Here is a 23,828-nt window from a genome sequence, read left to right as displayed (position 1 = left end):
GCTACGAGCGCCGGCGCAGCGCGAGCACGGCAGCGACGGCGATCGCTTCCAGCGCGGCCGCGAAGCAGGCCCACATCCCGAGCAGCGGGACGATGTGGCGGCGGCTTCCATAGGCGTTCGTGTCGAACGACAGTATCCGTTCGAGCGAACCGCCGAACAGGCTGCCGAGGCCGAGCTGTACCCAGGGGAGGACGAGGGCGAGGAACGCGAGGATCGCCGCGGCCCCTCGCAATGCAGGTGCCTGGAGACCTTCGCCATGCGCTGTCGCGATCATCCACGCACTGCAGCAGGCGACGCCTGCCGCAGTGCCGGCGAGCGCGACGGCGACGGGTCCGACGATCATCGTCAGAGGGCTTCGAAGATGCCCGCCGCGCCCATGCCCGTGCCGATGCACATCGTGACCATGCCGTACTTCTGCTTGCGGCGGCGCAGGCCGTGCAGCAGGGTCGCGGCGCGGATCGCGCCGGTCGCACCGAGCGGATGGCCGAGCGCGATCGCGCCGCCGAGCGGGTTCACTTTCACCGGGTCGAGGCCGACGTCGCGTATCACCGCGAGCGCCTGCGCGGCGAACGCTTCGTTGAGCTCGATCCAGTCGAGCTGATCCTGCTTCAGCCCCGCCTGCGCGAGCGCCTTGGGGATCGCCGCGATCGGGCCGATGCCCATGATCTCGGGCTTGACGCCGGCGACCGAGAATCCGACGAAGCGCGCGATCGGCGTGAGGCCGTACTGCCTGATCGCCTTCTCGCTCGCGATCAGCAGTGCGCCCGCGCCGTCGGACATCTGCGAGGCATTGCCGGCGGTCACGCTGCCGCCCATGCGGAACACCGGCTTGAGCTTGGCGAGGCCCTCGAGGCTCGTGTCCTTGCGCGGGCCTTCGTCGACCGCGATCACGCGCGCGTCGTCGCGGATCGTGTGCGTCGCGACGTCGGGATAGTGGTCGGCGAGCGTGAACGGTGCGATCTCGTCGGCGAATTCGCCGGTGGCGATCGCCGCGAGTGCCTTCTGGTGCGAGGCGAGCGCGAACGCATCCTGGTCCTCGCGGCTGACCTTCCACTGTTCGGCGACCTTTTCCGCGGTGATGCCCATGCCGTAGGCGATCGCGACGTTCTCGTCGCTGAATGCGGCCGGGTTCATCGCGATCTTGTGGCCCATCATCGGCACCATGCTCATGCTTTCGGTGCCGCCCGCGAGCATGAGGTCGGCTTCGCCGAGACGGATGCGATCGGCGGCCATCGCGATCGCCTGTACGCCGGAGGAGCAGAAGCGGTTGATCGTCACGCCGGGCACGCTGTCCGGCAGGCCGGCGAGCAGCACGCCGATGCGTGCGACGTTCATGCCTTGCTCGGCCTCGGGCATCGCGCAGCCGATCACGGCGTCGCCGATCTGCGAAAGGTCGATGCCCGGCGCCTTCGCGACCGCGGCACGGATCACGTGCGCGAGCAGGTCGTCGGGACGGGTGTTGCGGAATACGCCGCGCGGCGCCTTGCCGACCGGCGTGCGCACGGCGGAGACGATGTAGGCGTCCTGGATCTGCTTGCTCATTGTGTTCTCCCGCGCAGCACGCGCGGTGCTGCGCTCGTCATCGGTTTTCGTCACTCCGGCGTAAGCCGGCATCCAATCGTCGTTGCGTCGGGAAGGCCGAATGGATCCCGGCGTTCGGCGGGACGACGTCGACTAGTTGCGCAAGGGTTTGCCCGTGGCCAGCGTGTGCGCGATGCGTTCCTGCGTCTTGGGCATCTGCGCGAGTTCGAAGAAGTGCCTGCGCTCGAGGTCGAGCAGCCACTGCTCGTCGACCTGCGAGCCGCGTTCGATCGCGCCGCCGCAGAGCACGTCGCCGATGCGCGTCGCGATGACGTCGTCGTGCGCCGAGATGAAGCGACCCTCGAGCATGTTGACCAGCGCCATCCGCAGCGTCGCGAGGCCGACATCGCCGGCGACCGTCACCGCGTTCGCCGGCAACGGCGGGCGATAGCCCGACTCGGCCATCGCGGCCGCGACCTGCTTCGCCACGTAGAGCAACTCGAAACCATTGAACACGACGACATCGTCCGGACGCAGCAAGCCGAGCTGCTTCGCTTCGAACGCACTGCCGGACGTCTTCGCCTGCGCGACCGCCTCGAACATGCGCTTGATCTCGGGGAACGCGTCGCCGTCGGCGGTGCGCTGAGACGCACGCACCGCGATTTCCTTGAGTCCGCCGCCCGCCGGCAGCAGGCCGACGCCGGCTTCGACGAGGCCGATGTAGCTTTCCAGCGCGGCGACCGTGCGCGCGCAGTGCATCTGGAACTCGCAACCCCCGCCGAGCGCGAGGCCACGCACCGCGGCGACGACCGGCACGAGCGAATACTTGATGCGCATGCTCGTCTTCTGGAAGTTCGCGATCATCGTCTCGAGGCGATCGATCTGCCCGGCCTGCACGAAGCCGAGCATGCCCTTGAGGTCCGCGCCAGCGGAGAACGCCTTGTCGCTGTCCTGCCAGATCACGATCGCGTCGAGGTTCTTCTCGGCGTAGCCGATCGCCAGCTGGATGCCGTCGAGCACCGCGTCGTTGACCGTGTTCATCTTGGTCTTGAACGAGAGGATGCCGACGCGCTCGCCGCCGTGTCGCCACAGGCGCACGCCGTCGTTTTCCCACAGCGTGGTGCCGGTATCGAACGTCTCGCCGACGAGCGCGTCCGGGAACAGCTGGCGCGCGTACACCGGGTGCGACGAGCGCGGCTCGTCCTTGCCGGTGCGCGGCGAATACGAACCGCCGGCGTGATGCACGCCGTCGACCTTGCCGACCCACGCGGGCAACGGTGCCGTGCTCATCGCCTTGCCGGCCGCGATGTCTTCGGCGATCCATTTCGCGACGTCGGCCCAGCCCGCGGTCTGCCAGGTCTCGAACGGTCCGAGCTTCCAGCCGTAGCCCCAGCGGATCGCGAGGTCGACGTCGCGCGCGGTGTCGGCGATGTCGGCGAGGTGGTAGGCGGAGTAGTGGAAGAGGTCGCGGAACACCGCCCACAGGAACTGCGCCTGCGGATCGGACGCCGCGCGCAGTTTGCCGAACTTCTCGGCCGGGTTCCTGATCGCCAGGATCGCGGCGACCTCGTCCGACGGCTTCGCCGCCGCGGGCACGTAGTCCTGCTGGGCGAGGTCGAGCACCACGATGTCCTTGCCGCGCTTGGTGTAGATGCCGGCGCCCGTCTTCTGGCCGAGCGCGCCCTTGGCGATGAGCGCCGACAGCCATGCGGGCGACTGGAAATGCGCGTGCCACGGGTCGTCCGGCAGCGTGTCCGCCATCGTCTTGATCACGTGCGCCATCGTGTCGAGGCCGACCACGTCGGCCGTGCGATAGGTCGCACTCTTCGGCCGGCCTATCACCGGGCCGGTCAGCGCGTCGACGAGGTCGAAGCCGAGGCCGGACTGCGCGGTGTGGTGCATCGTCGCGAGGATCGAGAACACGCCGATGCGGTTGCCGATGAAGTTCGGCGTGTCCTTCGCGTGCACGACGCCCTTGCCGAGCGTCGTGGTCAGGAACGCCTCGAGGCCGGCGAGGACGCCGCGGTCGGTGCGGCTGTCGGGGATCAGCTCGACCAGGTGCATGTAGCGCGGCGGGTTGAAGAAGTGGATGCCGCTGAATCGCGGCTGCAGCGCGGCCGGCAGCGCCTCCGCGAGAGCGTTGATCGAGAGGCCGGATGTATTGCTCGCGATTACAGCAGAATCAGATACATACGGAGCAATCTTCTTGTAAAGGTCGAGCTTCCAATCCAGCCGTTCCGCGATCGCTTCGATGATGAGGTCGCAACCGCGCAGGGCTTCGAGGTGCTCGTCGTAGTTGGCCGGCGTGATGCCGCCGACCTTCGCCTTCTCGGCGAGCGGGGCCGGCGAGAGCTTGGCGAGGTTGGCGATCGCCTTGAGCGCGATGCCGTTCTTGTCGCCGTCCTTCGCCGGCAGGTCGAACAGCAGCGTCTGGACGTCGGCGTTGGCGAGGTGCGCGGCGATCTGCGCGCCCATGACGCCGGCGCCGAGCACGGCCGCCTTGCGGATACGGAGGGGCGGGTGACTCATGGAAAGACTCCGGATTGAAGAATGGATGCCGGTGTTGCCGGCGATGCGTTGCCGTCGATGAAGGCCATGGATGGCAGTTTTGAACGATACGAGCCCGAAGTGCCGCGCAAGGCGATGTGCCACGTCGGAGCCGCAATCGAGGATGATGGCATCAAGCTCTGAGCCCAGCCGCCGCGAAGCGCACGAGATGCTGCGCGGCCTGCTCGCGATGGCTGCGCTCGCTGACGTCGCTCTTGCGCTTGATCATGCCGAAATCGGCCATCGCGTAGGTGAGCGCGCCGGCGACGATGTCCAGCCGCCAGTAGAGTTCCTCCTTGTCCAGCTGCGGAAGCAGCCGGGCGAACGCGGCGGCGAAGTCGCGCAGCACGTGGCCGTAGTTGTCGGACAGGAACTTGCGCAGGCGTTCGTCGTGTTCGGCGTAGGCGCGCGCGAGCACGCGCACGAAGGCTGCGCCGCCGGCGCTGTCCATCGACTGCTCGAGCGCGGGTCGGATGAAGGCGTCGAGCACGTCCTCGAGCGTGTGGTCCGCGCACGCCTGCACGGCCGCGAGCGCGGCGAGACGATGGCGGTTGAGCTCGTCGAGGCGGCGGCGGAACACCTCCTCGATGAGGCTCTCCTTCGAACCGAAGTGGTAGTTCACCGCGGCGAGGTTCACCTTCGCCGCCGCGGTCACCTGGCGCAACGAGGCGCCGGCGAATCCGTGCCGCGCGAACAGGGTTTCGGCGACGCCGAGGATGCGTTCCTTGGTCGAAAAGCTGGGGGTTGCGTTGCGCACGGCCTTCGCGAACGGGGTCAAACGATCGTTTGAATGCTAGGCGAGTCGGTGCCGGCGGGTCAAATGGCTGAACAGAAGTTGTGTCCAACGCGCCATTAATTAGCTAGAATCTTGCACGATAATGTGAGCTAAGCCCGCGGATTGGCGCGGATTTGGCGATATAACGGCATCCGGGCGCCAGAACGCGGCCCGGCCGTCCCCGAGAAAACCGACCTGACTGGAGAAACCGGCACATGGCGCTGGAGCGCACCCTTTCGATCATCAAGCCCGATGCAGTGGCGAAGAACGTCATCGGTGAGATCTACACCCGTTTCGAGAAGGCGGGTCTCAAGATCATCGCGGCGAAGATGAAGCATCTGTCGCGCAAGGAAGCCGAAGGTTTCTACGCGGTCCACCGCGAGCGCCCGTTCTTCAACGCGCTCGTCGAATTCATGATCTCCGGCCCGGTGATGATCCAGGCGCTCGAAGGCGAAGGCGCGGTGCTGAAGAACCGCGAACTCATGGGCGCGACCAACCCGAAGGATGCTGCGCCGGGCACGATCCGCGCGGATTTCGCGAGCTCCATCGATGCCAACGCGGTGCACGGCTCCGACGCGCCGGAAACCGCAAAGGTGGAAATCGCGTATTTCTTCGCGGACACTGAGATCAGCGCGCGCTGAGGAAAGCGATCGTGACGACGGCGAAGGCCAACCTGTTCGACTACGACCGCAAGGGGCTGCGCGACCTGTTCGCGCAGCTCGGCGAGAAGCCGTATCGCGCCGACCAAGTCATGAAGTGGGTCTACCACCGCCACGTCACCGACTTCGCGCAGATGACCGACGTCGGCAAGGCCTTGCGCGACAAGCTCACCGATGCGATCGAGATCACGCCGCCGAACACGCTGTTCGAGAAGCAGGCGAGCGACGGCACGCACAAGTGGCTGCTCGGTATGGACGGCGGCAACGCCATCGAGGCGGTGTTCATCCCGGAAACCTCGCGCGGCACGCTGTGCGTGTCCTCGCAGGTCGGCTGCGGCCTGAACTGCCAGTTCTGCTCGACCGCGACGCAGGGTTTCAACCGCAATCTCTCCGCTGCCGAGATCATCGGCCAGGTGTGGGTCGCGGCGAAGCATCTCGGCAACGTGCCGCACCACCAGCGCAAGCTCACCAATGTCGTGATGATGGGCATGGGCGAACCGCTGCTGAACTTCGACAACGTCGTCACCGCGATGGACGTCATGCGCGACGACCTCGGCTTCGGGCTCGCCAACAAGCGCGTGACGTTGTCGACCGCCGGCCTCGTGCCGATGATCGACAAGCTGTCCGAATCGAGCGACGTCTCGCTCGCGGTTTCGCTGCACGCGCCGAACGACGAGTTGCGCACCGAACTCGTGCCGCTCAACAAGAAGTACCCGATCGCCGAACTGCTCGCGGCGTGCGCGCGCTACGCCTCGCGCCGCCCGCGCACGACGATCACGTTCGAATACACGATGCTGAAGGGCGTCAACGACAAGCCCGAGCACGCGCGCCAGCTGATCAAGCTCATGCGCCGGCTGCCCGCGAAGGTCAACCTGATCCCGTTCAACCCGTTCCACGGCACGCGTTTCGAGCGCTCCGAGGAAGCGGACATCCGCGCGTTCCAGAAGATCCTGCTCGACGCCGACGTGCTGACGATGGTGCGCCGCACGCGCGGCGACGACATCGACGCAGCCTGCGGCCAGCTCAAGGGCCAGGTGATGGACCGCACGCGGCGCCAGGCGGAATTCCGCCGCAAGCTCGAAGGGGGCGTCGCCGATGCCGCGTGAGCATGTCATCCGCGCGGCGCTGCTCGCGGCGTCCATCGGCCTGCTCGGTGGCTGCCAGAGCGGCCCCGAGAGCGTGGTGAAGAAGGACGACCCCGCGACCCAGCGCGACGATGCCGCGCGCGTGCACACCGAACTCGGCCAGAAGTACCTGCAGCAGGGCAAGCTCGAACTCGCGCTCGAAAAGCTCAACAAGGCGCTCGAATTCAACCCGGATTACGTCGACGCACACACGGTGATCGCGGTGCTCTACGAGAGCATCAACGACCTGCCGAAGGCCGAGGAACACTATCGCCGCGCCGCGCAGCTGAAGCCGAAGGGCGGCGCCGAGAACAACAACTACGGCCGCTTCCTCTGCACGCAGGGGCACTATGACGAAGCGCAGCAGTACTTCACGCGCGCGTTGTCCGATCCGTTCTACCAGACCCCGGCGCTCGCGTTGGGCAACTCGGGTGCTTGCCTGACCAAGGCGGGCAAGACTGAGGAAGCCGAGAAGGTGCTGCGCCAGGCATTGGCACTCAATCCGAACGACGCCGAAGCGCTGCTCGCGCTCGGCTCGATCCTGTACGGCAAGGGCGACTACATGAAGGCGCGCGCGTTCGTGCAGCGGTTCGAGTCGCTCGCCCAGCCGCGTGCCGACGCGCTCATGCTCGGTCGCAACATCGAGCTGCGCCTGGGCAATGCGAGTGGTGCGAGCGAGTATTCACGCAAGTTGTTGCGCAACTTCCCGGATTCTTCCGAAGCGCGGTCGCTGAATTCGCAGGGGTAGGGAAGCGGTGAGTGGTACTGAACGGTATTCCGGGATCGCGGTCGACGCGACCGCGGCGCATGCAGCGAAGGGGAGCCCGCAGCGGACGTGCGGGCCTGACGAGGCGGACGCGGAGTGCAGCCAGCTGGCGCTGCCCCTGTCCAGAGGAATCCACCCGATGAGAGCCGAAGAGGCCACCGAAGTGAACGAGCATTCCGCATCGCAGGACGTCCATGAAACGGCGCCGATGGACCTGCGCGACCGTGTCGAAGCTCCGCTTGGACAGCGCCTTGCGACCGAGCGCGAGAGGCGCGGCCTGAGCAGCGCCGATGTCGCTGCGCGCCTCAAACTTCCGCTCAAGCTGGTCGAGCGCCTCGAGCGCGACGATTACGCGGGGATCAGTGACGGCGTATTCCTGCGTGGTTACCTGTCCGCGTACGCGCGCCTGGTCGGCGTGCCCGAGGAGCAGGCGACGCGCGTCGCGGCGGCGCATGCACAGACCGCCCCGCTCGTCGCGACCGGCACGATCTCGCATACGCGCTACCTGGTCGAGCGCTACTCCGGCAGTGCGACGTACCTCGCGCTCACCGCGATCATCGTCGTGCCGGCCGTATGGCTGGCCACGCACGGCGGGATCGAACAGAACCTCGTGCGCACCACGCCGCTCGATCCACCCGCGCACGTCGCGCTCGCGGAGATCCCGGCAGGCGCCGCGTCGAACGCGGCGGGATCGACGGACGCGATGGCGTCCTCGCCGGACGCGCACGCCGTGCCGGCCGAGTCCGCGGCAGCGGCGCAGGCGGATGCGACCGGCCAGGAACAGGCGCCCGTGGTCGCGTCGATGACGCCGTTCCCATCGGTCGCGCCGGCGGAACCGAAGGCGGAAGCAGCGCCCGCACCGGCGACGGTCACCGGTGAGGGCGCACACCTGATCCACCTCAAGCTCGCGCAGCAGAGCTGGGTCGAGATCGTTACCGTCGACGGCCGTCGCCTCGAGTACGGCATGCTTTCGGCCGGCAGCGAACACGCCTACCGCAGCGACGCGCAGGTATCCGTACGCATCGGCAACGCCCAGGGCGCCGAAGTGAGCGTCGACGGCAGCGCCTTCGACCTTGCGCAGTTCCAGCGCGGCAACGTCGCACATTTCAGGCTGCTCGCCGACGGCAGCGCCGCGCGGCCCAGTCGCGTCGAGCAATGACAACCGGTTGGCTTCCGCGATCGCGGAAGCCGCCGGCCTGCCACCGCGCGCGGGTGAGCGCCCGCTGAATCGTGCCGCCCGCAGCGCCGGGCGCGCCGCCGCGGTTTCCTGCTAACCTTGACCGCCTTTGGGCCGGCGCGCCGCGCGACCGGCTTTCCGCATCGATGTCCTTCCGGGTGAATGCATGTCTTTCGACGTTCTTGACGAACACGAGCAAGGGGAACTGGTCCAGAAGTGGTTGCGCGAGAACGCCGCGGCGATCGCGGCAGGCATCGCGCTGGGGCTGGTCCTGATCTTCGGCTGGCGCCAGTGGAACAGCCACCAGGCGAGCCAGAACGAAGCCGCCGCGAGCCGCTACCAGGCGCTCGCCGAGGCGGTCGAGGCGAAGAAGCCGGACGATGCCGCCAAGGTCGCCGACACCCTTCGCAGCGATTTCCCGAAGTCCGCGTACGCGGTGCTCGCCGCCCTGCAACAGGCCGAGATCGCGGTCGGCAAGAACGACCTCGCCGGTGCCGCGAGCGCGCTCGACTGGGCACGCGAGCATGCGCAGGACGACAGCCTCGCCGCGCTGATCGCGCTGCGCAGCGCGCGCGTGAAGCTCGCGCAGGGCGACGCCGACGGCGCGCTCAAGCTCGTCGAAGCACTGCCCGCGGACAGCTACGCATCGTCGGCCGCGGAACTCCGCGGCGACGCCTACCTCAAGCTCGGTCGCACGGACGACGCGCGCAAGGCGTACGCCGAAGCGCTCGCCAACACCGCCGACATGATGATGGGGCAGGACAGCGCGCTCAAGATGAAGCTCGACGATCTCGGCGGCAACGCGCCCGCGGCCGCAGCGGTCGTCGTTCCGGCCATGGAGAAGCCGGCCCCATGAAGCGCACCCTCCTGCTCGCTGCAGCCGTCGCCGTTTCGCTGTCCGGTTGCACCTGGCTGAAGAGCCTCGGCAAGAAGGACAACGTCCAGCCGCCGACCGAACTCGTCGAATTCGCGCCGACCACGCAGGTCGATCGCGTCTGGAGCGAAGGCGTCGGTTCCGGCGCCGGTGCCTCCGGTGCACGCCTCGCGCCGGGCGTCGCCGATGGTCGCCTGTATGCCGCAGGCGTCGACGGCAGCATCGAAGCGATCGACGCGACGACCGGCCGCACGCTCTGGCACACGCGCCTCGGCGAGCGCCATGGCTGGCGCTTCTGGTCGCGTCGCGACAATTCGCTGCGCTGGTCCGGCGGCCCGACCGCCGAGGGCGACCTCGTCGTCGTCGGTGGCCTCGACGGCCAGGTCTACGCGTTGTCGGCAGCCGACGGTTCGGAGCGCTGGAAGGCACAGATGAGTTCGGAAATCGTCGCCGCGCCCGCGATCGCCAACGGCATCGTCGTCGTGCGCAGCAACGATGGCCGCCTCGTCGGCCTCGACGCCGCCGACGGCAGCCGCAAGTGGATCTTCGACCAGTCGGTGCCCGCGCTGAGCCTGCGCAGCAATTCGGCGCCGCTGATCGCCAATGGCGTCGTCTACGACGGCTACGACAATGGCCGCGTCGTCGCGGTGCGCCTCGACGACGGCAACGAGCTGTGGTCGCAGACGCTCTCGGGCGGTGAAGGTCGCACCGAGGTCGAGCGCCTCGCCGACGTCGATGGCAACATCGTCTCCGACGGCCAGGCACTGTACGCGGCCGGTTATCGCGGCCAGCTCGCGGCGATCGCGCTCGACAGCGGTCGCCCGGTGTGGCAGCGCGACCTCTCCAGCTACACGGGCACGGCGGTCAGCGGCAACACGCTCGTCGCGATCGACGCGGACGGCAACGTGTGGGCGTTCGATCGGGAGACCGGCGTCAACCTGTGGAAGCAGGACCAGCTCAAGTATCGCTGGCTGACCGCGCCGGCGATCCAGGGCAAGTACGTCGTCGTCGGTGACATCGAGGGCTACGTGCACTGGCTCAGCCTCGACGAAGGCAAGTTCGCCGCGCGCGAGCGCCTGAGCCGCAAGCCGATCGAAGGCGCGCCGCTGGTCGTCGGCGACCTCGTCTACGTCGAGGACGTGAAGGGCCATATCGGCGCCTATCGCGCCCGGCAGTGACCGCACATCGGGTCCGGCGCCACGCCGGGCCCGTCGGCCCCGCGCGGCGATTGCGCCGTGCCGCTATCCTGATACCCCCGCGCCGTAGCCGGCGCGGGGTTCGTTTTTTTCCGCGGAGCGAGTGATGCTGCCCGTAGTAGCCCTGGTCGGGCGCCCGAACGTCGGCAAGTCGACCCTGTTCAACGTGCTCACGCGTACGCGCGACGCGCTCGTCCACGACCTGCCGGGCGTGACGCGCGATCGCCATTACGGCGTGTGCCGCCTCGGCGCCGCGCCGTTCGTCGTCGTCGACACCGGCGGCTTCATCGAGAATGCCGAAGGCCTCGACAGCCATACCGCGCGGCAGGCGCAGTTCGCGATCGACGAAGCGGATCTCGTGCTGCTCACGGTCGACGCGCGCGACGGCGTGCTGCCGACCGACCGCGCGATCCTCGATCGCCTGCGCCGCTCGGGCAAGCCGATGCTGCTCGTGGTCAACAAGGTCGATGGGCTCGACGAGAACGGGGTCATCGCCGAATTCTCAGCGCTCGGCGTCGCCGACCTGTTCCTCACCTCGGCCGCGCACTCGCGCGGCGTGACGCCGTTGCTCGCGACGGTGCAGTCGCTGCTGCCGAAGGTGGACGTCGATGCGCTCGCGGAGACCGCCGACGACGGCATCCGCGTCGCGATCGTCGGCCGGCCGAATGCCGGCAAGTCGACCCTCGTCAACCGCCTGCTCGGCGAGGAGCGCGTGATCGCGTCCGACGTGCCCGGCACGACGCGCGACTCGATCCGCATCGCGCTCGAACGCGACGGCAAGCGTTACACGCTGATCGACACCGCGGGCATCCGGCGCCGTGCGCGCATCGAGGACGCGCTCGAGAAGTTCAGCGTGATCAAGTCGTTGCAGTCGGTCGAAGCCGCGCACGTGACGGTGCTCATGCTCGACGCACGCGAAGGCGTATCGGAGCAGGACGCGACGCTGATCGGCCACGTGCTCGAATCCGGCCGCGCGCTCGTCGTCGCGGTCAACAAGTGGGACGGCCTCGACAAGTACCAGCGCGAGCAGTGCGTGACCTCGCTCGCGCGCAAGCTCGACTTCGCCGCGTGGGCGCGCCAGGTGTACATCTCGGCGCTGCACGGCAGCGGCATCGCCGAGCTCATGAAGGCGGTCAACCGCGCCTACGCGTCGGCCAACCACAAGTTCACCTCGTCCGAACTCACGCGCGCGGTGGAGCAGGCGTACCAGGCCTACCAGCCACCGCTCGTACGCGGCCACACGCCCAAGCTCAAGTACGCGCACCCGGCCGGTTCGAATCCGCCGACGATCATCATCCATGGCGCGCGCACCAAGCACATCGCCGAAGGCTACCGACGCTACCTCGAGAATTTCTTCCGCAAGCGCTATCGCCTCGAGGGCACGCCGATCCGCATCGAGTTCCGCGACGGCGAGAACCCGTACGCCGGCAAGCGCAATGAACTCACCGAGGGCCAGCAGCGCCGGCGCACGCGCATGATCCGCAACGCGAAGCGCGGCAAGCGCTAGAACGCCGCGATGGCGCCGGCGATCACCGCAGCCATCCTCGCCGGCGGCGCCGGCACGCGACTCGGCGGACGCGACAAGGGACTCGAGCCGCTCGCCGGCATCCCGCTGGTCGAACACGTCGTCGCTGCGTTGCGCGGCGTCGACGCGATGCTCATCGTCGCGAACCGCAACCACGACGCTTATGCGCGCTACGCGCGCACGGTCGCGGACGCGGACGGCGAACGCCACGGGCCGCTCGCGGGCATCGCCGCCGCGTGCGTCGCGTGCGACACGCCCTGGCTGCTCACCGTGCCGGTGGACTGCCCCGATCCTCCCTCCGACCTCGCCGAACGCCTGTTGCGCGAAGCGCTCGCGCACGCCGCGTCCGCGGTCGTCGCCCACGACGGCGCGATGCGCCAGCCACTGTTCGCGCTGTACCGGCGCGAACTCGCCGGTTCCGCCGCGTCGGCCGCGGCGTCGGCGCAGGGCGTGTGGGCGTGGCAGGATGCGATCGGCGTGCGCGAGCTTGATTTCGCCGACCGCGGCCAGCAGTTCCACAACCTCAACACGCCGGAAGACTTCATCGCCCATGCCGCCAGGCCACGCTCCATCGGCTGAGTTCCCGACCCGGCTGTCGGTCGCCGACGCGCGCACGCGCGTGCTCGCGTTGTGCGCCGAGCGGCGGCACGCGAGCGAGCGGGTCGCGCTCGAGAACGCGCTCGGCCGCGTGCTCGCGGCCGACCTCGTCGCCGCGTGCGACCAGCCGCCGTTCGCCAACGCGGCGATGGACGGCTACGCCCTGCGCGGCGAGGAACTGCCGCGCGAAGGCGAGCGGCGCTTCCGCGTCGCCGCGCAGATGTTCGCGGGCGCGCCGGCCGACGTCGCCTTCGGTCGCGGCGAATGCGTGCGCATCACGACCGGCGCACCGTTGCCGCGCGGGGCGGACACGGTCGTGATCAAGGAGAACGTGCGCGTCGACGGCGACGTGGTCGTCGTCGCGGCCGGCGAGCACGCGGGTGCGAATGTGCGGCCCGCTGGCGAGGACATCCGCGCGGGGGAACAGGCGCTGCGCAGCGGCGACACGCTCACGCCCGCGCGCCTCGGCGTGCTCGCCGCCTGCGGCCACGCGCACGCGCGCGTCGCCCGGCGCCCACGCGTCGCGCTGTTCGTGACCGGCGACGAGCTCGTGCCGCCGGAGCAGGCGCTCGGTTACGGCCAGATCCACGACAGCAACCGCTACAGCCTCGGCGGCATGCTGCGCACACTCGGCATCGAACCCGAGCCGGTCGGCCACCTGCGCGACGATCCCGATGCGTTGCGCGCGGCCCTGCTCGATGCGGCCCGGCGCTGCGACGTCGTCATCAGCAGCGGCGGCGTCTCCGCCGGCGAGGCCGACTACATGCCGCGCCTCGTCGCCGAACTCGGCCACGTGCATTTCTGGAAGGTGCGCATGAAACCGGGCATGCCGATCCTCTGCGGCGGCATCGACGGTGCGCTCGTGTTCGCCTTGCCCGGCAATCCGGTGTCGACGCTCGCGACGTTCCAGCTGTTCGTACGCCCGGCGCTGCTCGCGTTGCAGGGATCGAACGAAGCGGACGCAGCGCCGCGCAAGGCGCGCCTGGCCGTGCCGCTTGCGAAACGCCACGAACGCGCCGAATACCTGCGCGCGCACCTCGAATGGCGCGACGACGGCGGCAGCTGGGCGACCCCGCTCGAGAAGCAGGGCTCGGGCATGCTGCGCGGCATCGCCGACGCCGATGTCCTCGTTGCTTTGCCGGAAGGCGCGCGCGAGTTCGAAGCGGGCGCCGTCGTCGATATCCTGCCGCTGCCGGGCCTGGGCTGAACGCGATGAATCCGAATCCCGACCCTGCCGACACACTGGAAATCGACGCGGCCGCCGCGCTCGAACGCCAGCACGGCGGCGCGCTGCTGCTCGACGTGCGCGAGGACGACGAGCGCGCGGGCGGCTATGCGAGCGGTTCGTTCGGCCTGCCACGCGGCGAGATCGAGCGGCGCATCGCCGACCTCGCGCCGTCGCGCGACCGCGAGATTCTCGCGATCTGCGCGAGCGGCGCGCGCTCGCTGCTTGCGGCGAAGACCCTGCGCGGACTCGGCTACGCGAACGCGCGCTCCGTGCGCGGCGGCCACGCGCGCTGGCGCCAGCTCGGGCTGCCGATGGAACACGGCGCGCTCGACGCCGACGCGACCGAGCGCTACGCCCGGCATCTCGTGCTTCCGGAAGTCGGCGTCGCGGGCCAGCAGAAACTCGCGCGCGCGCGCGTCGTGCTGGTCGGCGCAGGGGGACTCGGCGCGCCGATCGCGCTCTACCTCGCCGCCGCGGGTGTCGGCACGCTCACGCTCGTCGACGACGACGTCGTCGAGCGTTCGAACCTGCAACGCCAGGTCATCCACGCCGACGCGCGCATCGGCGAGCCGAAGGTCGACTCCGCACGCACGGCGCTCAATGCACTCAATCCCGGCGTGCACGTGGAAACCGTGCGCGAGCGCCTGCGTGCGGCGAACGTCGAGGCGATCGTGCGCGGGCACGACCTCGTCGTCGACGGCGCCGACAATTTCCCGACGCGCTATCTCCTCAGCGCCGCGAGCGTGCGTCTCGGTTTGCCGCTGGTGTACGGCGCGGTGCACCGCTTCAGCGGCCAGGTGAGCGTGTTCGATCCGCGTCGCGCGGATTCGCCGTGCTACCGCTGCCTGTTCCCGCAACCGCCGTCCGCGGCGGACGCGCCGAATTGCAGCGAGGCGGGCGTGCTCGGCGTGATGCCGGGCATCGTCGGCCTGTTGCAGGCGAACGAGGTGCTCAAGCTCGTGCTCGGCGTCGGCGAGCCGCTGGTCGGTCGCCTGCTGTGCCACGACGCGCTCGCCGGCACGTTCCGCGAGCTGCGGTTGCCGCGCGATCCCTACTGTCCCGGTTGCGGCACGGCCGCGACGTTCAGCGGCTACGAAGACGTCGCGCGGATCTGCGCTGCGTAGGCCGGGCGCGCGGCGCAGCCGGCATCGTCGCCGCGACGCCTACGCGTGGTCACGCCGCGCCGCTGCGAACGCAGCGAGCTGCTCCGGCGTCGCCTCGGGCTGGTGCTTCGCCTTCCATTGGGCGAACGGTTCGCCGTAGATGCGCTCGCGCGCGGCGTCCTTGTCGAGTTCCACGCCGCGTTCCTCGGCGGCTTCGCGATACCAGTCCGCGAGGCAGTTGCGGCAGAAGCCGCCGGTGATCATGAGGTCGATGTTCTGCACGTCGGTGCGCCGGCGCAGGTGGTCGAGCAGGTGGCGGAACGCGGCTGCTTCGAGTTCGGTTTCGAGATCGGACATGGCGCCTCCTGTGCGCGGCGCGGTTTGAGCCGCGCCGCACGGGCGTGGGATAATGCCCGCTTTCGCATGGAATCGAAATGACCGCGCGACTCCTCGACGGCCGCCGCATCGCCGATGACCTGCTCGACAGCGTCGCCGCCCGCGTCCGCGCGCGCGTCGCTGCGGGCAAGCAGGCGCCGGGGCTCGCGGTGATCCTCGTCGGTGCGGACCCTGCGTCGGCGGTCTACGTGCGCAACAAGCGCCGCGCCTGCAAGCACGTCGGCTTCCGCTCGTTCGATTACGACCTGCCGGCCGGCACGCGCGAGGACGAACTCGTCGAGCTGATCGACCGCCTCAACGCGGATCCCGGCGTGCACGGCATCCTGCTGCAGCTGCCGCTGCCGGCGGGCATCAATCCGACGCTGCTGATCGACCGCATCGACGCGCGCAAGGACGTCGACGGGTTCCAGGCCGAGAACGTCGGTCGCCTCGCGCTGCGCCAGCGCGGCCTGCGACCGTGCACGCCGAAGGGCGTGATGACCCTGCTCGCGCACACCGATCGTCCGGTGCGCGGCCGCAAGGCGGTCGTGGTCGGTGTGTCGAACCACGTCGGTCGGCCGCTGATCCTCGAGCTGCTGCTCGCCGGCTGCACCACGACCGGTTGCCACAAGTTCACGCAAGACCTGCGCCATGAGGTCGCCGAAGGCGACATCGTCGTCGTCGCGGCCGGCAAGCCGGGCCTGGTCAAGGGTGAATGGATCAAGCCCGGCGCGGTCGTCATCGACGTCGGCATCAACCGCCTCGACGACGGCCGGCTGGTCGGCGACGTGGAGTTCGAAGCCGCGGCCGCGCGTGCGTCGTGGATCACGCCGGTACCCGGCGGGGTCGGACCGATGACCGTCGCGACGCTTATGGAGAATACGCTGGAAGCCGCGGGGACCTTTTTCGACTGAAGCAGCGCGCGGGCCTCGCCCGCGCCGGAACGCCGAGATGCGCATGAAGCCCATTCGAATCCTCTTCCTCGCCACGCTGTTCGTGCTGGGTGGCTGCGCCGGCGTGGTCAACCGCGCGAGCCAGCGGCTTGCCGACAGCCTGACGGCCGGCGTCCTCGACCAGGACGACGTCGAACTCGCCCGCGACGGCATTCCGTCGTGGTTGCTGCTGGTCGACGGCGTGATCCACGGTGATCCGGAGAACACCGGCGCGTTGCTGGCCGGTTCACGCCTGTACGGCGCCTACGCCGGCGGTTTCGTCGACGATCCGGCGCGCGCCAAACGCCTGTCCGCGCGCAGTTTCGACTACGCCCGGCGGGCGACCTGCATCACGAGCGCATCGTTGTGCCAGCAGATCGACGCGCCGTTCGAGCCGTTCCAGGCCGAGGTCGCACGAAGCAAGGACGCCGCGACGCTGTACGCGCTCGCGGCGGCGTGGGCTGGCCGCATCCAGGCCAACAGCGACGACTGGAAGGCGATCGCCGACATCCCGAAGGTGCAGGCCTTGCTCGAGCGCGTCGTCGCGATCGCGCCCGAACACGCGCAGGGCGAGCCCTACATGTACCTCGGCGTGCTCGCGACCCTGCGCCCGGCCAGCCTCGGCGGCAAGCCGGAAGAGGGCAAGGCGGATTTCGAGAAGGCGCTTGCTTTGTCGGGCGGGCGCAACCAGATGGTGCGCGTGCTGTATGCGCAGCACTATGCGCGGCTCGTGTTCGACCAGGAGCTGCACGACAAGCTGCTGAACGAAGTGCTCGCGACCGATCCGCACGCACCGGGGCTCACGCTGATCAACACGCTCGCGCAGCAGCGCGCGCGCAAGCTGCTCGAATCGGGCAAGGATTTCTTCTGAGGGCGCCCGCGCCCGCATACGAACCGATGGAAACGACCATGAATCTCTCGAACAAGACCCTGATCGCCGCCGCCCTCGCGCTCGCCGCGGGCGCAGCCGACGCCGCGACCTTGAAGATCGCCACGATCGCTCCGGACGGGACCGCGTGGATGCGCGAGATGCGCGCCGCCGGCGACGCGATCAAGACCAAGACCGAAGGCCGCGTCGAGATGAAGTTCTATCCCGGCGGCGTCATGGGCGACGACGCGACCGTGCTGCGCAAGATGAAGATCGGCCAGTTGCAGGGCGGCGCGTTCACCGGCGGCGAAGCGTCGATCATGACCCGGGACGCGCAGATCTACAGCCTGCCGTTCATGTTCCGCAGCCAGGACGAGGTCGACAAGGTGCGCGCCAAGCTCGATCCGCTCCTGAAGCAGCAATTCGCCAAGGACGGTTACGAACTGCTCGGCGTCAGCGGCGGTGGCTTCGCGTATCTCATGAGCACGCGCGAGATCAAGACGCGCGACGACCTCAAGGCGGCCAAGGTGTGGGTGCCGCAGGGCGACAAGGTGGCCGAACTCGCGTTCAAGGCGGCCGGCGTCACGCCGATCCCGCTGCCGCTGTCCGACGTCTACACGAGCCTGCAGACCGGCCTCATCGATTCCGCCGCGAACACCACCTCCGGTGCGCTCGCGTTCCAGTGGCACACGAAGATCAAGCACGTCGTCGACCTGCCGCTCAGCTACGTCGTCGGCGAAGTCGTCGTCGACAAGAAGGCATTCGACGCGCTCGGTGCCGACGACCGGAAGGTCGTCGAGGCGGAGTTCGGCGCCGGCTTCGCGCGCCTCGAGACGAGCAACCGCAACGACAACACCTCGGCGCGCGACGCGCTCAAGCAGCAGGGCATCAGCTTCGATGCGCCGTCCGACGCCGAGCGCAAGAACTGGCAGGCGGTCGGCGACGACGTGTTCAAGCAACTGCAGGGCGAAGGCGCGCTGTCGCCGGAGATGCTCAAGGCACTGACTGCGGCGCTCGCCGAAGCGCGCGGCGGTCCGGCCAAATGACGACGCCGGGCGCGACCCTCGTGCGCTGGATCGAGCGCATCGAGACTGGCCTCGTCGCCGCGCTCGTGCTCGCGATGGTCGTGCTCGCCGGCGCGCAGATCGTGCTGCGCAACGTGTTCGAAAGCGGCCTGTCGTGGGCCGACCCGCTGCTGCGCGCGATGGTGCTGTGGGCGGCGATGCTCGGCGCGCTCGCCGCCGCGCGCGACGACAAGCACATCGGCCTCGACCTCGTCACGCACTTCGTGCACGGCCGCACGAGACGCGTGCTGCGCGTGGTCACGCTGCTGTTCGCCGCGGCCGTGTCCGCGACGATGGCGTGGCACGGCGTCGGCCTCGTGCAGCTCGACGTCGACTCCGGTGCGTCCACCGCAGGCATCCCGAACTGGGCGATCGAGGCGATCGTTCCGGTCGGCTTCGGCCTGCTCGCGCTGCGCCTCGCGCTGCGCGCGTTCATGCCGCCGCGCAGCGATGCGCCCGCGCTCGCGCCGGAGCTGCCGTGACCTGGCTCATCGCGGGTGTACTGCTCCTCCTCGCCGCGCTCGGCGCGCCGCTGTTCGCGCTGATCGCCGCGGTCGCGCTGCTCGGCTTCCATGCGGCGGGGCAGGAGGGTGTCGCCGTCGCGGTCGAGTTCTACCGCCTCGCCGACATGCCGGCGCTGATCGCGATCCCGTTGTTCACGCTCGCCGGCTACCTGCTCGCCGAGAGCCAGGCGCCGCAACGCATGGTGCGCGTGACCAACGCGTTGCTCGGTTGGCTGCCGGGCGGCCTCGCGATCGTCGCGGTGATCGCCTGTGCGATGTTCACCGCGTTCACCGGCGCGACCGGCGTCACCATCGTCGCGCTCGGTGCCGTGCTGTATCCGGCCCTGTTGCAGCAGAAGTACGGCGAAAAGTTCTCGCTCGGCCTGCTCACCGCGTCGGGCAGCCTCGGCCTCATCCTCGTGCCTTCGATGCCGCTGATCCTCTACGGCGTCGTCGCGCAGCAGTTCCACACGACGCCGCCCGTCACGATCGACGCGTTGTTCAAGGCCGGCGTGCTGCCGTGCGCGCTGATGGTGCTGCTGCTCGGCATCTACAGCGTCTGGCACGCGCGACGCGTCGGCGTGACCCATGCGAAGGTCAGTGCGAAGGAACTGCTCGCCGCACTGCGGGGCGCGGCCTGGGAAATCCCGCTGCCGTTCGTGATCCTCGGCGGCATCTATTCGGGCAAGCTCGCCGCATCGGAAGCGGCGGCCGCGACCGCGTTGTACGTGCTGGTCGTGACGGTGCTGGTCCGCCGCGAGATCCCGCTGCGCAAGCTGCCCGCGATCGCACGCGAGGCGATGCTGCTGGTCGGCGCGATCCTCGTCATCCTCGGTTTCTCGCTCGCGCTGACCAACTGGCTCATCGACGCCGAAGTGCCGGAAAAGCTGTTCCAGGCGATCCAGGCGCACATCACGAGCCGGGGCACGTTCCTGCTCATCCTCAACGTGTTCCTGCTCGTGTTCGGCATGCTGCTCGAGGGCTTCCCGGCGATCATCATCCTCGTGCCGCTCGTGCTGCCGGTCGCGCTGCACTACGGCGTCGACCCGGTCCACCTCGGCATCGTGTTCCTCGCCAACCTGCAGCTCGGCATCTTCCTGCCGCCGGTCGGCATGAACCTGTTCATCGCGAGCATGCGCTTCGACAAGCCGGTGATCATGCTCGTGCGCGCGAGCCTGCCGTTCTTCCTGATCCTGTTCGGCGCGGTGCTCGCGATCACCTACTGGCCGGAGCTTTCGCTCGCGCTCGTGCGGTGAACCGCGGCGGGCGCGCGCCGGCGCCGCAATGCGTCCTCGACCGTGTCCGCCTCGACCGGCACCAGACTAGGCCGGCCGACAGCGCGACGATCTTCGCGCCGGCGATCGCTGCCCGAACTCGATCCAGCAGGCGGCCAGGGCGCACTGCGCGTGCCGAGAGATTGTTTTCGTCTCGCGGACAGGCGGTGAGCGGCCCGTCAGCGAGGCAGGAAAGGCGCGGCCAAGGCTGCCAGCATGCCAAAGGCGGCGACGTTCCAGAACAGCGATCGGACGAGCGGTATTCCCGATATGTAAAGAACGGTGTAGACGATGCGCCCGCCGAGATAGGCCACCGCACCCCAGTGCGTCAGCGCGTCGTGAACACCGGTCAGCTCGGCGGTGAAAATGGCGACGACGAAGAACGGAAACGTCTCCATGTAGTTGCGGAAGTTACGGTTGATGCGTCCGGGGATGCGTTCGAGGGGGGGCATCTCGACATCGCGTGGGCTCGCCGCCCATCTCAGGCCATATTGAACGTTCGCGGCTTGCGCCGCCGCGACCAGCTGCACAAAGCCCCACAGACCCGCGGCTGCCAACATCATCAATTCGAAGCTTGGGCGCATGTCGTGCCTCTTGGAAACGAGCGGTCCGCTCAAGCATATATCGCGCGCGTCCACTGCACTTGGTCGGGCGGCATTGGATGACGCCGGAACCGGTATCCACGAATCACGTTCGAGACGCGTTGCGCGATGTTGGTGACGTGCGCGAAGTGCGGATGTCCGGCGGCAATGGCTTCATGTTGCATGGCAACCTCGTAGGCGCCACGTCCAAGCGGGGACTCCTGTTTCGCAAAGGGCGCGACACGCGCCCCCTGGTCATGCGCGGACGCGCGATGGACGGCTACGTCTGCATCGATCCGCCTGCGCTCCAGCGTCGTGCGTCCGTCGACCCTCACATGCCTTCGTACTCATCGCACCTGCGCCCACGGCTCGCCGATGCGTTCGGCGATGCGCGCGTAGTGGGCGGCGAGCGGCGGCACCGGCGTTGCCGGCGGCGATCGCTGCGCACACAACGCGGCGAGGTGCGCCGCGAAGCGCGCATCGGCGCCGGCGGGCTGAGGCGTGCGCGAGAACGCGTCCGCGACCGCGGCGGCATCGGCGCACGCGGAGTCGTTCGCCGCTGCAGGCCCGCGCTCGACCAGGTCGGCCGCGAATGCGAGTGCACGACCGCGCAGCATCGCTTCGTCGTCGGCGGCGTGGGTCGGCGCGAGCACGTCGACCATGCGCTTCTCGTCGGCGCGCGCGGCAGGAGCATGGCCGGCGACGAGGTGGACGACGGCGCGCCACCAGAGGCTTCGACCGAGGTCCGCGTCGAACTCGGCGGTCTGCGCCACCGCGATCGCCTCGTCGAGACGGGCACGCGCTTCGTCGTAGCGTTCCTGCTTGACCAGCAACACCGCGAGGTTGCAGAGCGCGCTCGCGAGTTCGGGGTTCTTGCCGCCGGCTTCGTTGCCGCGATCGAGCTCGACCGCGCGCAGCATCGCGGCGACTGCTTCGTCGAGCCTGCCGGCACCGCTCAACGTGCGCGCGAGCGTGTTGTACGACTCCGCGACGGTCGGGTCGTCGCGTCCGTACAGCTTCTCGGCGACGTCGACCGCCTCGCGCTGCATCGCGATCGCTTCGTCGTGCCGGCCGAGCGCGCCGAGCGAACTCGACAGCGTGCCGAGCGTATCGACGAGCAGCACGCGCTCGGTGTCGTCGTCGTGGCGCAGTTCGGCGAGCCACGGCGCGAGCACGCGTTCGGCCTCGGCGGGGCGCTCCAGCCGATTCAATGCGAATGCGAGGTGCGAGGCGAGTTCGACGCGCAGGTAACGGTCTTCGCGGCCGTCGCCGAGCAGGGTGAGTCCACGCCGCATCGAATCGACGATCGTGTCGTAGCGGTTCGCGAGCTGCAGGCCGTACACGCGCAAGGCGAGCGAATAGGCGACGAGGCGCGCCTGCGCGGGATCGCGCGTATCGAGCAGGCTCTCCGCGCGGTCGAGCAGGGACGGGCACTCGTCCGAATGATTGCCGAGGTCGCGCAGGCGGCATTGCTGGACGAGCGCGGCCGCGAGCTGGGCGCGGTCGCCGCGTGCCTCGGCGGTGGTACGCACCTCGTCGATGAGCGGTGCCGCCGCCTCGAGCTGCTCGAGCCCGAGATAGGCCGACGCCATCGTCAGCAGCAGGTCGCCGCGTGCGGCGTCCTCGCCGGGCAGGGCGGTGCGCATCGTGCGCGTGCCGGCATCGAGCAGGTCGCGCGCGCTGAGCTGGTCGCCCTTGCGGTGCGCCGGGTCGGCGTTGTCGAACAGCGAACGCATGAACGCGAGCGCCGCGCGCGCGCTGTCGCGCTGCACGCCCGCCGCGTGCGCCTGCCACAACGCGGCGCCGAGGCCCCCGCACAGCGCGAGCGCCGCGATGCCCGCGAGCGCCGCCGCGAGCGCGTGCCGGTGCAGGAAGCGTGCGCTGCGGTAGCGCCAGCTGCCACGACGGGCGAGCACGGGTTGCCGCGCGAGGTGGCGGCGCACGTCGTCGGCGAACGCCTGCACGCTCGCGTAGCGCTGGTTCGGCTCCTTGCGCAGCGCCTTCAGCACGATCGCGTCGAGGTCGCCGCGCAGTTCGCGGCGCAGGCGCGCGGGCGCGAGGTCGCGGCTCGCCGCGATCGTCGCGCCGTCGTCGCCGTCGCGCGTCACGGCGAGGCTCGGCCGCGTCGGTTCCTGGTCGAGCACGGCGCGCTCGTACGCCGCCGGAGTGGCATGCTCCGCCTCGAACGGGCGCCGCCCGCACAGCAGCTCGTACAGCAGCAGGCCGAGTGCGTGGATGTCGACCGCCGTCGTCAGCAACTCGCCGCGCACCTGCTCGGGCGCGGCGTACTCGGGCGTGAACACGCGCGTCGCGCTGATGCCGCCGTCGGCCGCGTCGAGCAGCTTGGCGATGCCGAAATCGAGCAGCTTCACGACGCCGTCGCGGCCGACGAGAATGTTCGACGGCTTGAGGTCGCGGTGCACGACGAGGCGCTGGTGCGCGTGCGCGACCGCGTCGCAGACGGTGAGGAACAACTGCAACCGCGCGCCGAGGTCGAGCCGGCGGCCGTCGCACCAGGCGCGCAGGTCCTCGCCGTCGATGTACTCGAGCGCGAGCCACGGTTTGCCGTCGGCGGTCACGCCGCCGTCGACGAGGTGGGCGATGTTCGGGTGCTGCAGGCCGGCGAGGATCTGCCGTTCGGCGCGGAATCGCGCGAGCACCTCGTCGACGTCCCAACCGCTGCGGATGAGCTTGACGGCGACGCGCTGGCGGAACGCACCGTCGGCGCGCTCGGCGAGCCACACCGCGCCCATGCCGCCGCGACCGATCTCGCGCACGAGGCGGAACGGCCCGACCGCGCGGCCTTCGCATGCCGGCGACGCCTCGTCCTCCGCCGCATCGGCGATGCGTCCGGCGAGTTCGGCGACCGCGGCCGGCAGGCAGGTGTCGAAATCGGCGCGCGAACCGGTGGCCTGGTCCGCGCGCAGCATCGCGAGCACCTCGTCGTGCACGAGCGGATCGTCGGCGCACGCCTCGGCGACGCGCGCGCGCCATTCGGACTGCGGCGTGTCCACGAGCGCATCGAACAATTCGCGTGCACGGCGCCAGCGTTGCGCGTCCATCCGTCCCCTCCGCATCCCCTCGTCGATTCTACGCCGTCGCGTCCGGCGGCCGGATCGCCACGCCCGTCGCCGCGATG

Annotated in this window: 23 protein-coding genes; 16 read left to right on the top strand and 7 right to left on the bottom strand. The window is 69.5% G+C overall.

Annotated elements, in window-relative coordinates:
- Nucleotide 1: 1 nt before the first annotated feature.
- The 3 genes from FHW12_RS02260 to FHW12_RS02250 form a co-directional block, all read right to left on the bottom strand.
- On the bottom strand, nt 2–343 hold the full coding sequence (locus tag FHW12_RS02260; protein WP_182529362.1) for a hypothetical protein: 342 nt from the start codon (nt 341–343) through the stop codon (nt 2–4).
- Nucleotides 344–345: 2 nt separating this feature from the next.
- Nucleotides 346–1,542: an acetyl-CoA C-acyltransferase gene (locus FHW12_RS02255; protein ID WP_182529361.1), complete on the bottom strand. Its 1,197-nt coding sequence runs from the start codon at nt 1,540–1,542 to the stop codon at nt 346–348.
- Between the two features lie 132 nt (nt 1,543–1,674).
- On the bottom strand, nt 1,675–4,050 hold the full coding sequence (locus tag FHW12_RS02250) for a 3-hydroxyacyl-CoA dehydrogenase/enoyl-CoA hydratase family protein (RefSeq protein WP_182529360.1): 2,376 nt from the start codon (nt 4,048–4,050) through the stop codon (nt 1,675–1,677).
- A 21-nt stretch (nt 4,051–4,071) separates the two neighbouring features.
- Between FHW12_RS02250 and FHW12_RS02245 the strand changes: the two genes are divergently transcribed.
- Nucleotides 4,072–4,212, top strand: a complete 141-nt coding sequence (locus FHW12_RS02245) for a hypothetical protein (protein WP_182529359.1) — start codon at nt 4,072–4,074, stop codon at nt 4,210–4,212.
- On the opposite strand, the gene FHW12_RS02240 is transcribed toward FHW12_RS02245, so the two are convergent.
- On the bottom strand, nt 4,202–4,825 hold the full coding sequence (locus FHW12_RS02240) for a TetR family transcriptional regulator (protein WP_182529358.1): 624 nt from the start codon (nt 4,823–4,825) through the stop codon (nt 4,202–4,204). The genes FHW12_RS02245 and FHW12_RS02240 overlap by 11 nt on opposite strands.
- 233 nt (nt 4,826–5,058) lie before the next feature.
- Between FHW12_RS02240 and ndk the strand changes: the two genes are divergently transcribed.
- The 10 genes from ndk (at nt 5,059) to moeB (ending at nt 15,113) form a co-directional block, all read left to right on the top strand.
- A complete protein-coding gene (ndk, locus tag FHW12_RS02235) occupies nt 5,059–5,484 on the top strand; it encodes a nucleoside-diphosphate kinase (protein WP_182529357.1) in 426 nt (141 codons plus the stop codon).
- Complete coding sequence (gene rlmN / locus FHW12_RS02230) at nt 5,481–6,608, top strand: 23S rRNA (adenine(2503)-C(2))-methyltransferase RlmN (RefSeq protein ID WP_182530112.1); 1,128 nt, start codon at nt 5,481–5,483, stop codon at nt 6,606–6,608. Before ndk ends, rlmN begins: the two co-directional genes overlap by 4 nt.
- The gene (gene pilW, locus FHW12_RS02225; RefSeq protein ID WP_182529356.1) at nt 6,598–7,374 is read left to right on the top strand and encodes a type IV pilus biogenesis/stability protein PilW; all 777 of its coding nucleotides are present in this window, start codon (nt 6,598–6,600) and stop codon (nt 7,372–7,374) included. Before rlmN ends, pilW begins: the two co-directional genes overlap by 11 nt.
- 157 nt (nt 7,375–7,531) lie before the next feature.
- Complete coding sequence (locus FHW12_RS02220) at nt 7,532–8,551, top strand: helix-turn-helix domain-containing protein (protein WP_182529355.1); 1,020 nt, start codon at nt 7,532–7,534, stop codon at nt 8,549–8,551.
- A 184-nt stretch (nt 8,552–8,735) separates the two neighbouring features.
- On the top strand, nt 8,736–9,425 hold the full coding sequence (locus FHW12_RS02215) for a YfgM family protein (protein ID WP_182529354.1): 690 nt from the start codon (nt 8,736–8,738) through the stop codon (nt 9,423–9,425).
- Nucleotides 9,422–10,621, top strand: a complete 1,200-nt coding sequence (gene bamB, locus FHW12_RS02210; RefSeq protein WP_182529353.1) for an outer membrane protein assembly factor BamB — start codon at nt 9,422–9,424, stop codon at nt 10,619–10,621. Before FHW12_RS02215 ends, bamB begins: the two co-directional genes overlap by 4 nt.
- Nucleotides 10,622–10,745: 124 nt before the next feature.
- A complete protein-coding gene (gene der / locus FHW12_RS02205; protein ID WP_182529352.1) occupies nt 10,746–12,146 on the top strand; it encodes a ribosome biogenesis GTPase Der in 1,401 nt (466 codons plus the stop codon).
- 9 nt (nt 12,147–12,155) lie between these two features.
- A complete protein-coding gene (gene mobA / locus FHW12_RS02200) occupies nt 12,156–12,743 on the top strand; it encodes a molybdenum cofactor guanylyltransferase MobA (protein ID WP_182529351.1) in 588 nt (195 codons plus the stop codon).
- Nucleotides 12,715–13,968, top strand: coding sequence for a molybdopterin molybdotransferase MoeA (locus FHW12_RS02195; RefSeq protein WP_182529350.1), 1,254 nt, complete (start codon nt 12,715–12,717; stop codon nt 13,966–13,968). The genes mobA and FHW12_RS02195 overlap by 29 nt, the downstream gene beginning before the upstream one ends.
- 5 nt (nt 13,969–13,973) lie before the next feature.
- Nucleotides 13,974–15,113, top strand: a complete 1,140-nt coding sequence (gene moeB, locus FHW12_RS02190; protein WP_182529349.1) for a molybdopterin-synthase adenylyltransferase MoeB — start codon at nt 13,974–13,976, stop codon at nt 15,111–15,113.
- Between the two features lie 39 nt (nt 15,114–15,152).
- On the opposite strand, the gene FHW12_RS02185 is transcribed toward moeB, so the two are convergent.
- A complete protein-coding gene (locus tag FHW12_RS02185; RefSeq protein ID WP_182529348.1) occupies nt 15,153–15,449 on the bottom strand; it encodes a DUF1244 domain-containing protein in 297 nt (98 codons plus the stop codon).
- Between the two features lie 77 nt (nt 15,450–15,526).
- Between FHW12_RS02185 and folD the strand changes: the two genes are divergently transcribed.
- Genes folD through FHW12_RS02160 form a run of 5 tightly spaced genes read left to right on the top strand, consistent with a single transcriptional unit; the run spans nt 15,527 to nt 20,090 of the window.
- On the top strand, nt 15,527–16,381 hold the full coding sequence (gene folD, locus FHW12_RS02180; protein ID WP_182529347.1) for a bifunctional methylenetetrahydrofolate dehydrogenase/methenyltetrahydrofolate cyclohydrolase FolD: 855 nt from the start codon (nt 15,527–15,529) through the stop codon (nt 16,379–16,381).
- Between the two features lie 43 nt (nt 16,382–16,424).
- A complete protein-coding gene (locus FHW12_RS02175) occupies nt 16,425–17,270 on the top strand; it encodes a TRAP transporter TatT component family protein (protein ID WP_182529346.1) in 846 nt (281 codons plus the stop codon).
- A gap of 38 nt (nt 17,271–17,308) precedes the next feature.
- Entirely contained in the window at nt 17,309–18,313 is a 1,005-nt protein-coding gene (gene dctP / locus FHW12_RS02170) for a TRAP transporter substrate-binding protein DctP (RefSeq protein WP_182529345.1), read from the top strand.
- The gene (locus tag FHW12_RS02165) at nt 18,310–18,813 is read left to right on the top strand and encodes a TRAP transporter small permease (protein WP_182529344.1); all 504 of its coding nucleotides are present in this window, start codon (nt 18,310–18,312) and stop codon (nt 18,811–18,813) included. The genes dctP and FHW12_RS02165 overlap by 4 nt, the downstream gene beginning before the upstream one ends.
- Nucleotides 18,810–20,090 (top strand): TRAP transporter large permease, encoded by a 1,281-nt coding sequence (locus tag FHW12_RS02160; RefSeq protein WP_182529343.1) that lies wholly within the window; start codon nt 18,810–18,812, stop codon nt 20,088–20,090. The genes FHW12_RS02165 and FHW12_RS02160 overlap by 4 nt, the downstream gene beginning before the upstream one ends.
- Nucleotides 20,091–20,287: 197 nt before the next feature.
- Here FHW12_RS02160 and FHW12_RS02155 read toward each other — a convergent pair whose 3' ends face one another.
- The gene (locus tag FHW12_RS02155) at nt 20,288–20,692 is read right to left on the bottom strand and encodes an MAPEG family protein (RefSeq protein WP_182529342.1); all 405 of its coding nucleotides are present in this window, start codon (nt 20,690–20,692) and stop codon (nt 20,288–20,290) included.
- A gap of 344 nt (nt 20,693–21,036) precedes the next feature.
- Nucleotides 21,037–23,751 carry a protein kinase domain-containing protein gene (locus FHW12_RS02150; protein ID WP_182529341.1) on the bottom strand — a complete coding sequence of 905 codons (2,715 nt, stop codon included), beginning with the start codon at nt 23,749–23,751 and terminating at the stop codon, nt 21,037–21,039.
- Nucleotides 23,752–23,828: the final 77 nt, after the last annotated feature.

The sequence above is a fragment of the Dokdonella fugitiva genome, assembly GCF_014138265.1.
GTDB lineage: Bacteria > Pseudomonadota > Gammaproteobacteria > Xanthomonadales > Rhodanobacteraceae > Dokdonella_A > Dokdonella_A fugitiva_A.
Note: the sequence above shows the minus strand (reverse complement) of the source record. Positions and strands in the feature narration are given on the sequence as shown.

Excerpts from the sequence above, each read along its gene's own strand:
- FHW12_RS02255 (WP_182529361.1), bottom strand. The coding sequence starts at position 1,542 with ATGAGCAAGCAGATCCAGGACGCCTACATCGTCTCCGCCGTGCGCACG.
- FHW12_RS02150 (WP_182529341.1), bottom strand. The coding sequence starts at position 23,751 with ATGGACGCGCAACGCTGGCGCCGTGCACGCGAATTGTTCGATGCGCTC.
- moeB (WP_182529349.1), top strand. The coding sequence starts at position 13,974 with ATGAATCCGAATCCCGACCCTGCCGACACACTGGAAATCGACGCGGCC.
- pilW (WP_182529356.1), top strand. The coding sequence starts at position 6,598 with ATGCCGCGTGAGCATGTCATCCGCGCGGCGCTGCTCGCGGCGTCCATC.
- FHW12_RS02155 (WP_182529342.1), bottom strand. The coding sequence starts at position 20,692 with ATGCGCCCAAGCTTCGAATTGATGATGTTGGCAGCCGCGGGTCTGTGG.
- FHW12_RS02245 (WP_182529359.1), top strand. The coding sequence starts at position 4,072 with ATGGATGCCGGTGTTGCCGGCGATGCGTTGCCGTCGATGAAGGCCATG.
- FHW12_RS02175 (WP_182529346.1), top strand. The coding sequence starts at position 16,425 with ATGAAGCCCATTCGAATCCTCTTCCTCGCCACGCTGTTCGTGCTGGGT.
- FHW12_RS02185 (WP_182529348.1), bottom strand. The coding sequence starts at position 15,449 with ATGTCCGATCTCGAAACCGAACTCGAAGCAGCCGCGTTCCGCCACCTG.
- FHW12_RS02250 (WP_182529360.1), bottom strand. The coding sequence starts at position 4,050 with ATGAGTCACCCGCCCCTCCGTATCCGCAAGGCGGCCGTGCTCGGCGCC.
- FHW12_RS02195 (WP_182529350.1), top strand. The coding sequence starts at position 12,715 with ATGCCGCCAGGCCACGCTCCATCGGCTGAGTTCCCGACCCGGCTGTCG.
- mobA (WP_182529351.1), top strand. The coding sequence starts at position 12,156 with ATGGCGCCGGCGATCACCGCAGCCATCCTCGCCGGCGGCGCCGGCACG.
- der (WP_182529352.1), top strand. The coding sequence starts at position 10,746 with ATGCTGCCCGTAGTAGCCCTGGTCGGGCGCCCGAACGTCGGCAAGTCG.
- ndk (WP_182529357.1), top strand. The coding sequence starts at position 5,059 with ATGGCGCTGGAGCGCACCCTTTCGATCATCAAGCCCGATGCAGTGGCG.
- dctP (WP_182529345.1), top strand. The coding sequence starts at position 17,309 with ATGAATCTCTCGAACAAGACCCTGATCGCCGCCGCCCTCGCGCTCGCC.
- FHW12_RS02215 (WP_182529354.1), top strand. The coding sequence starts at position 8,736 with ATGTCTTTCGACGTTCTTGACGAACACGAGCAAGGGGAACTGGTCCAG.
- FHW12_RS02165 (WP_182529344.1), top strand. The coding sequence starts at position 18,310 with ATGACGACGCCGGGCGCGACCCTCGTGCGCTGGATCGAGCGCATCGAG.
- FHW12_RS02260 (WP_182529362.1), bottom strand. The coding sequence starts at position 343 with ATGATCGTCGGACCCGTCGCCGTCGCGCTCGCCGGCACTGCGGCAGGC.
- FHW12_RS02220 (WP_182529355.1), top strand. The coding sequence starts at position 7,532 with ATGAGAGCCGAAGAGGCCACCGAAGTGAACGAGCATTCCGCATCGCAG.
- folD (WP_182529347.1), top strand. The coding sequence starts at position 15,527 with ATGACCGCGCGACTCCTCGACGGCCGCCGCATCGCCGATGACCTGCTC.
- bamB (WP_182529353.1), top strand. The coding sequence starts at position 9,422 with ATGAAGCGCACCCTCCTGCTCGCTGCAGCCGTCGCCGTTTCGCTGTCC.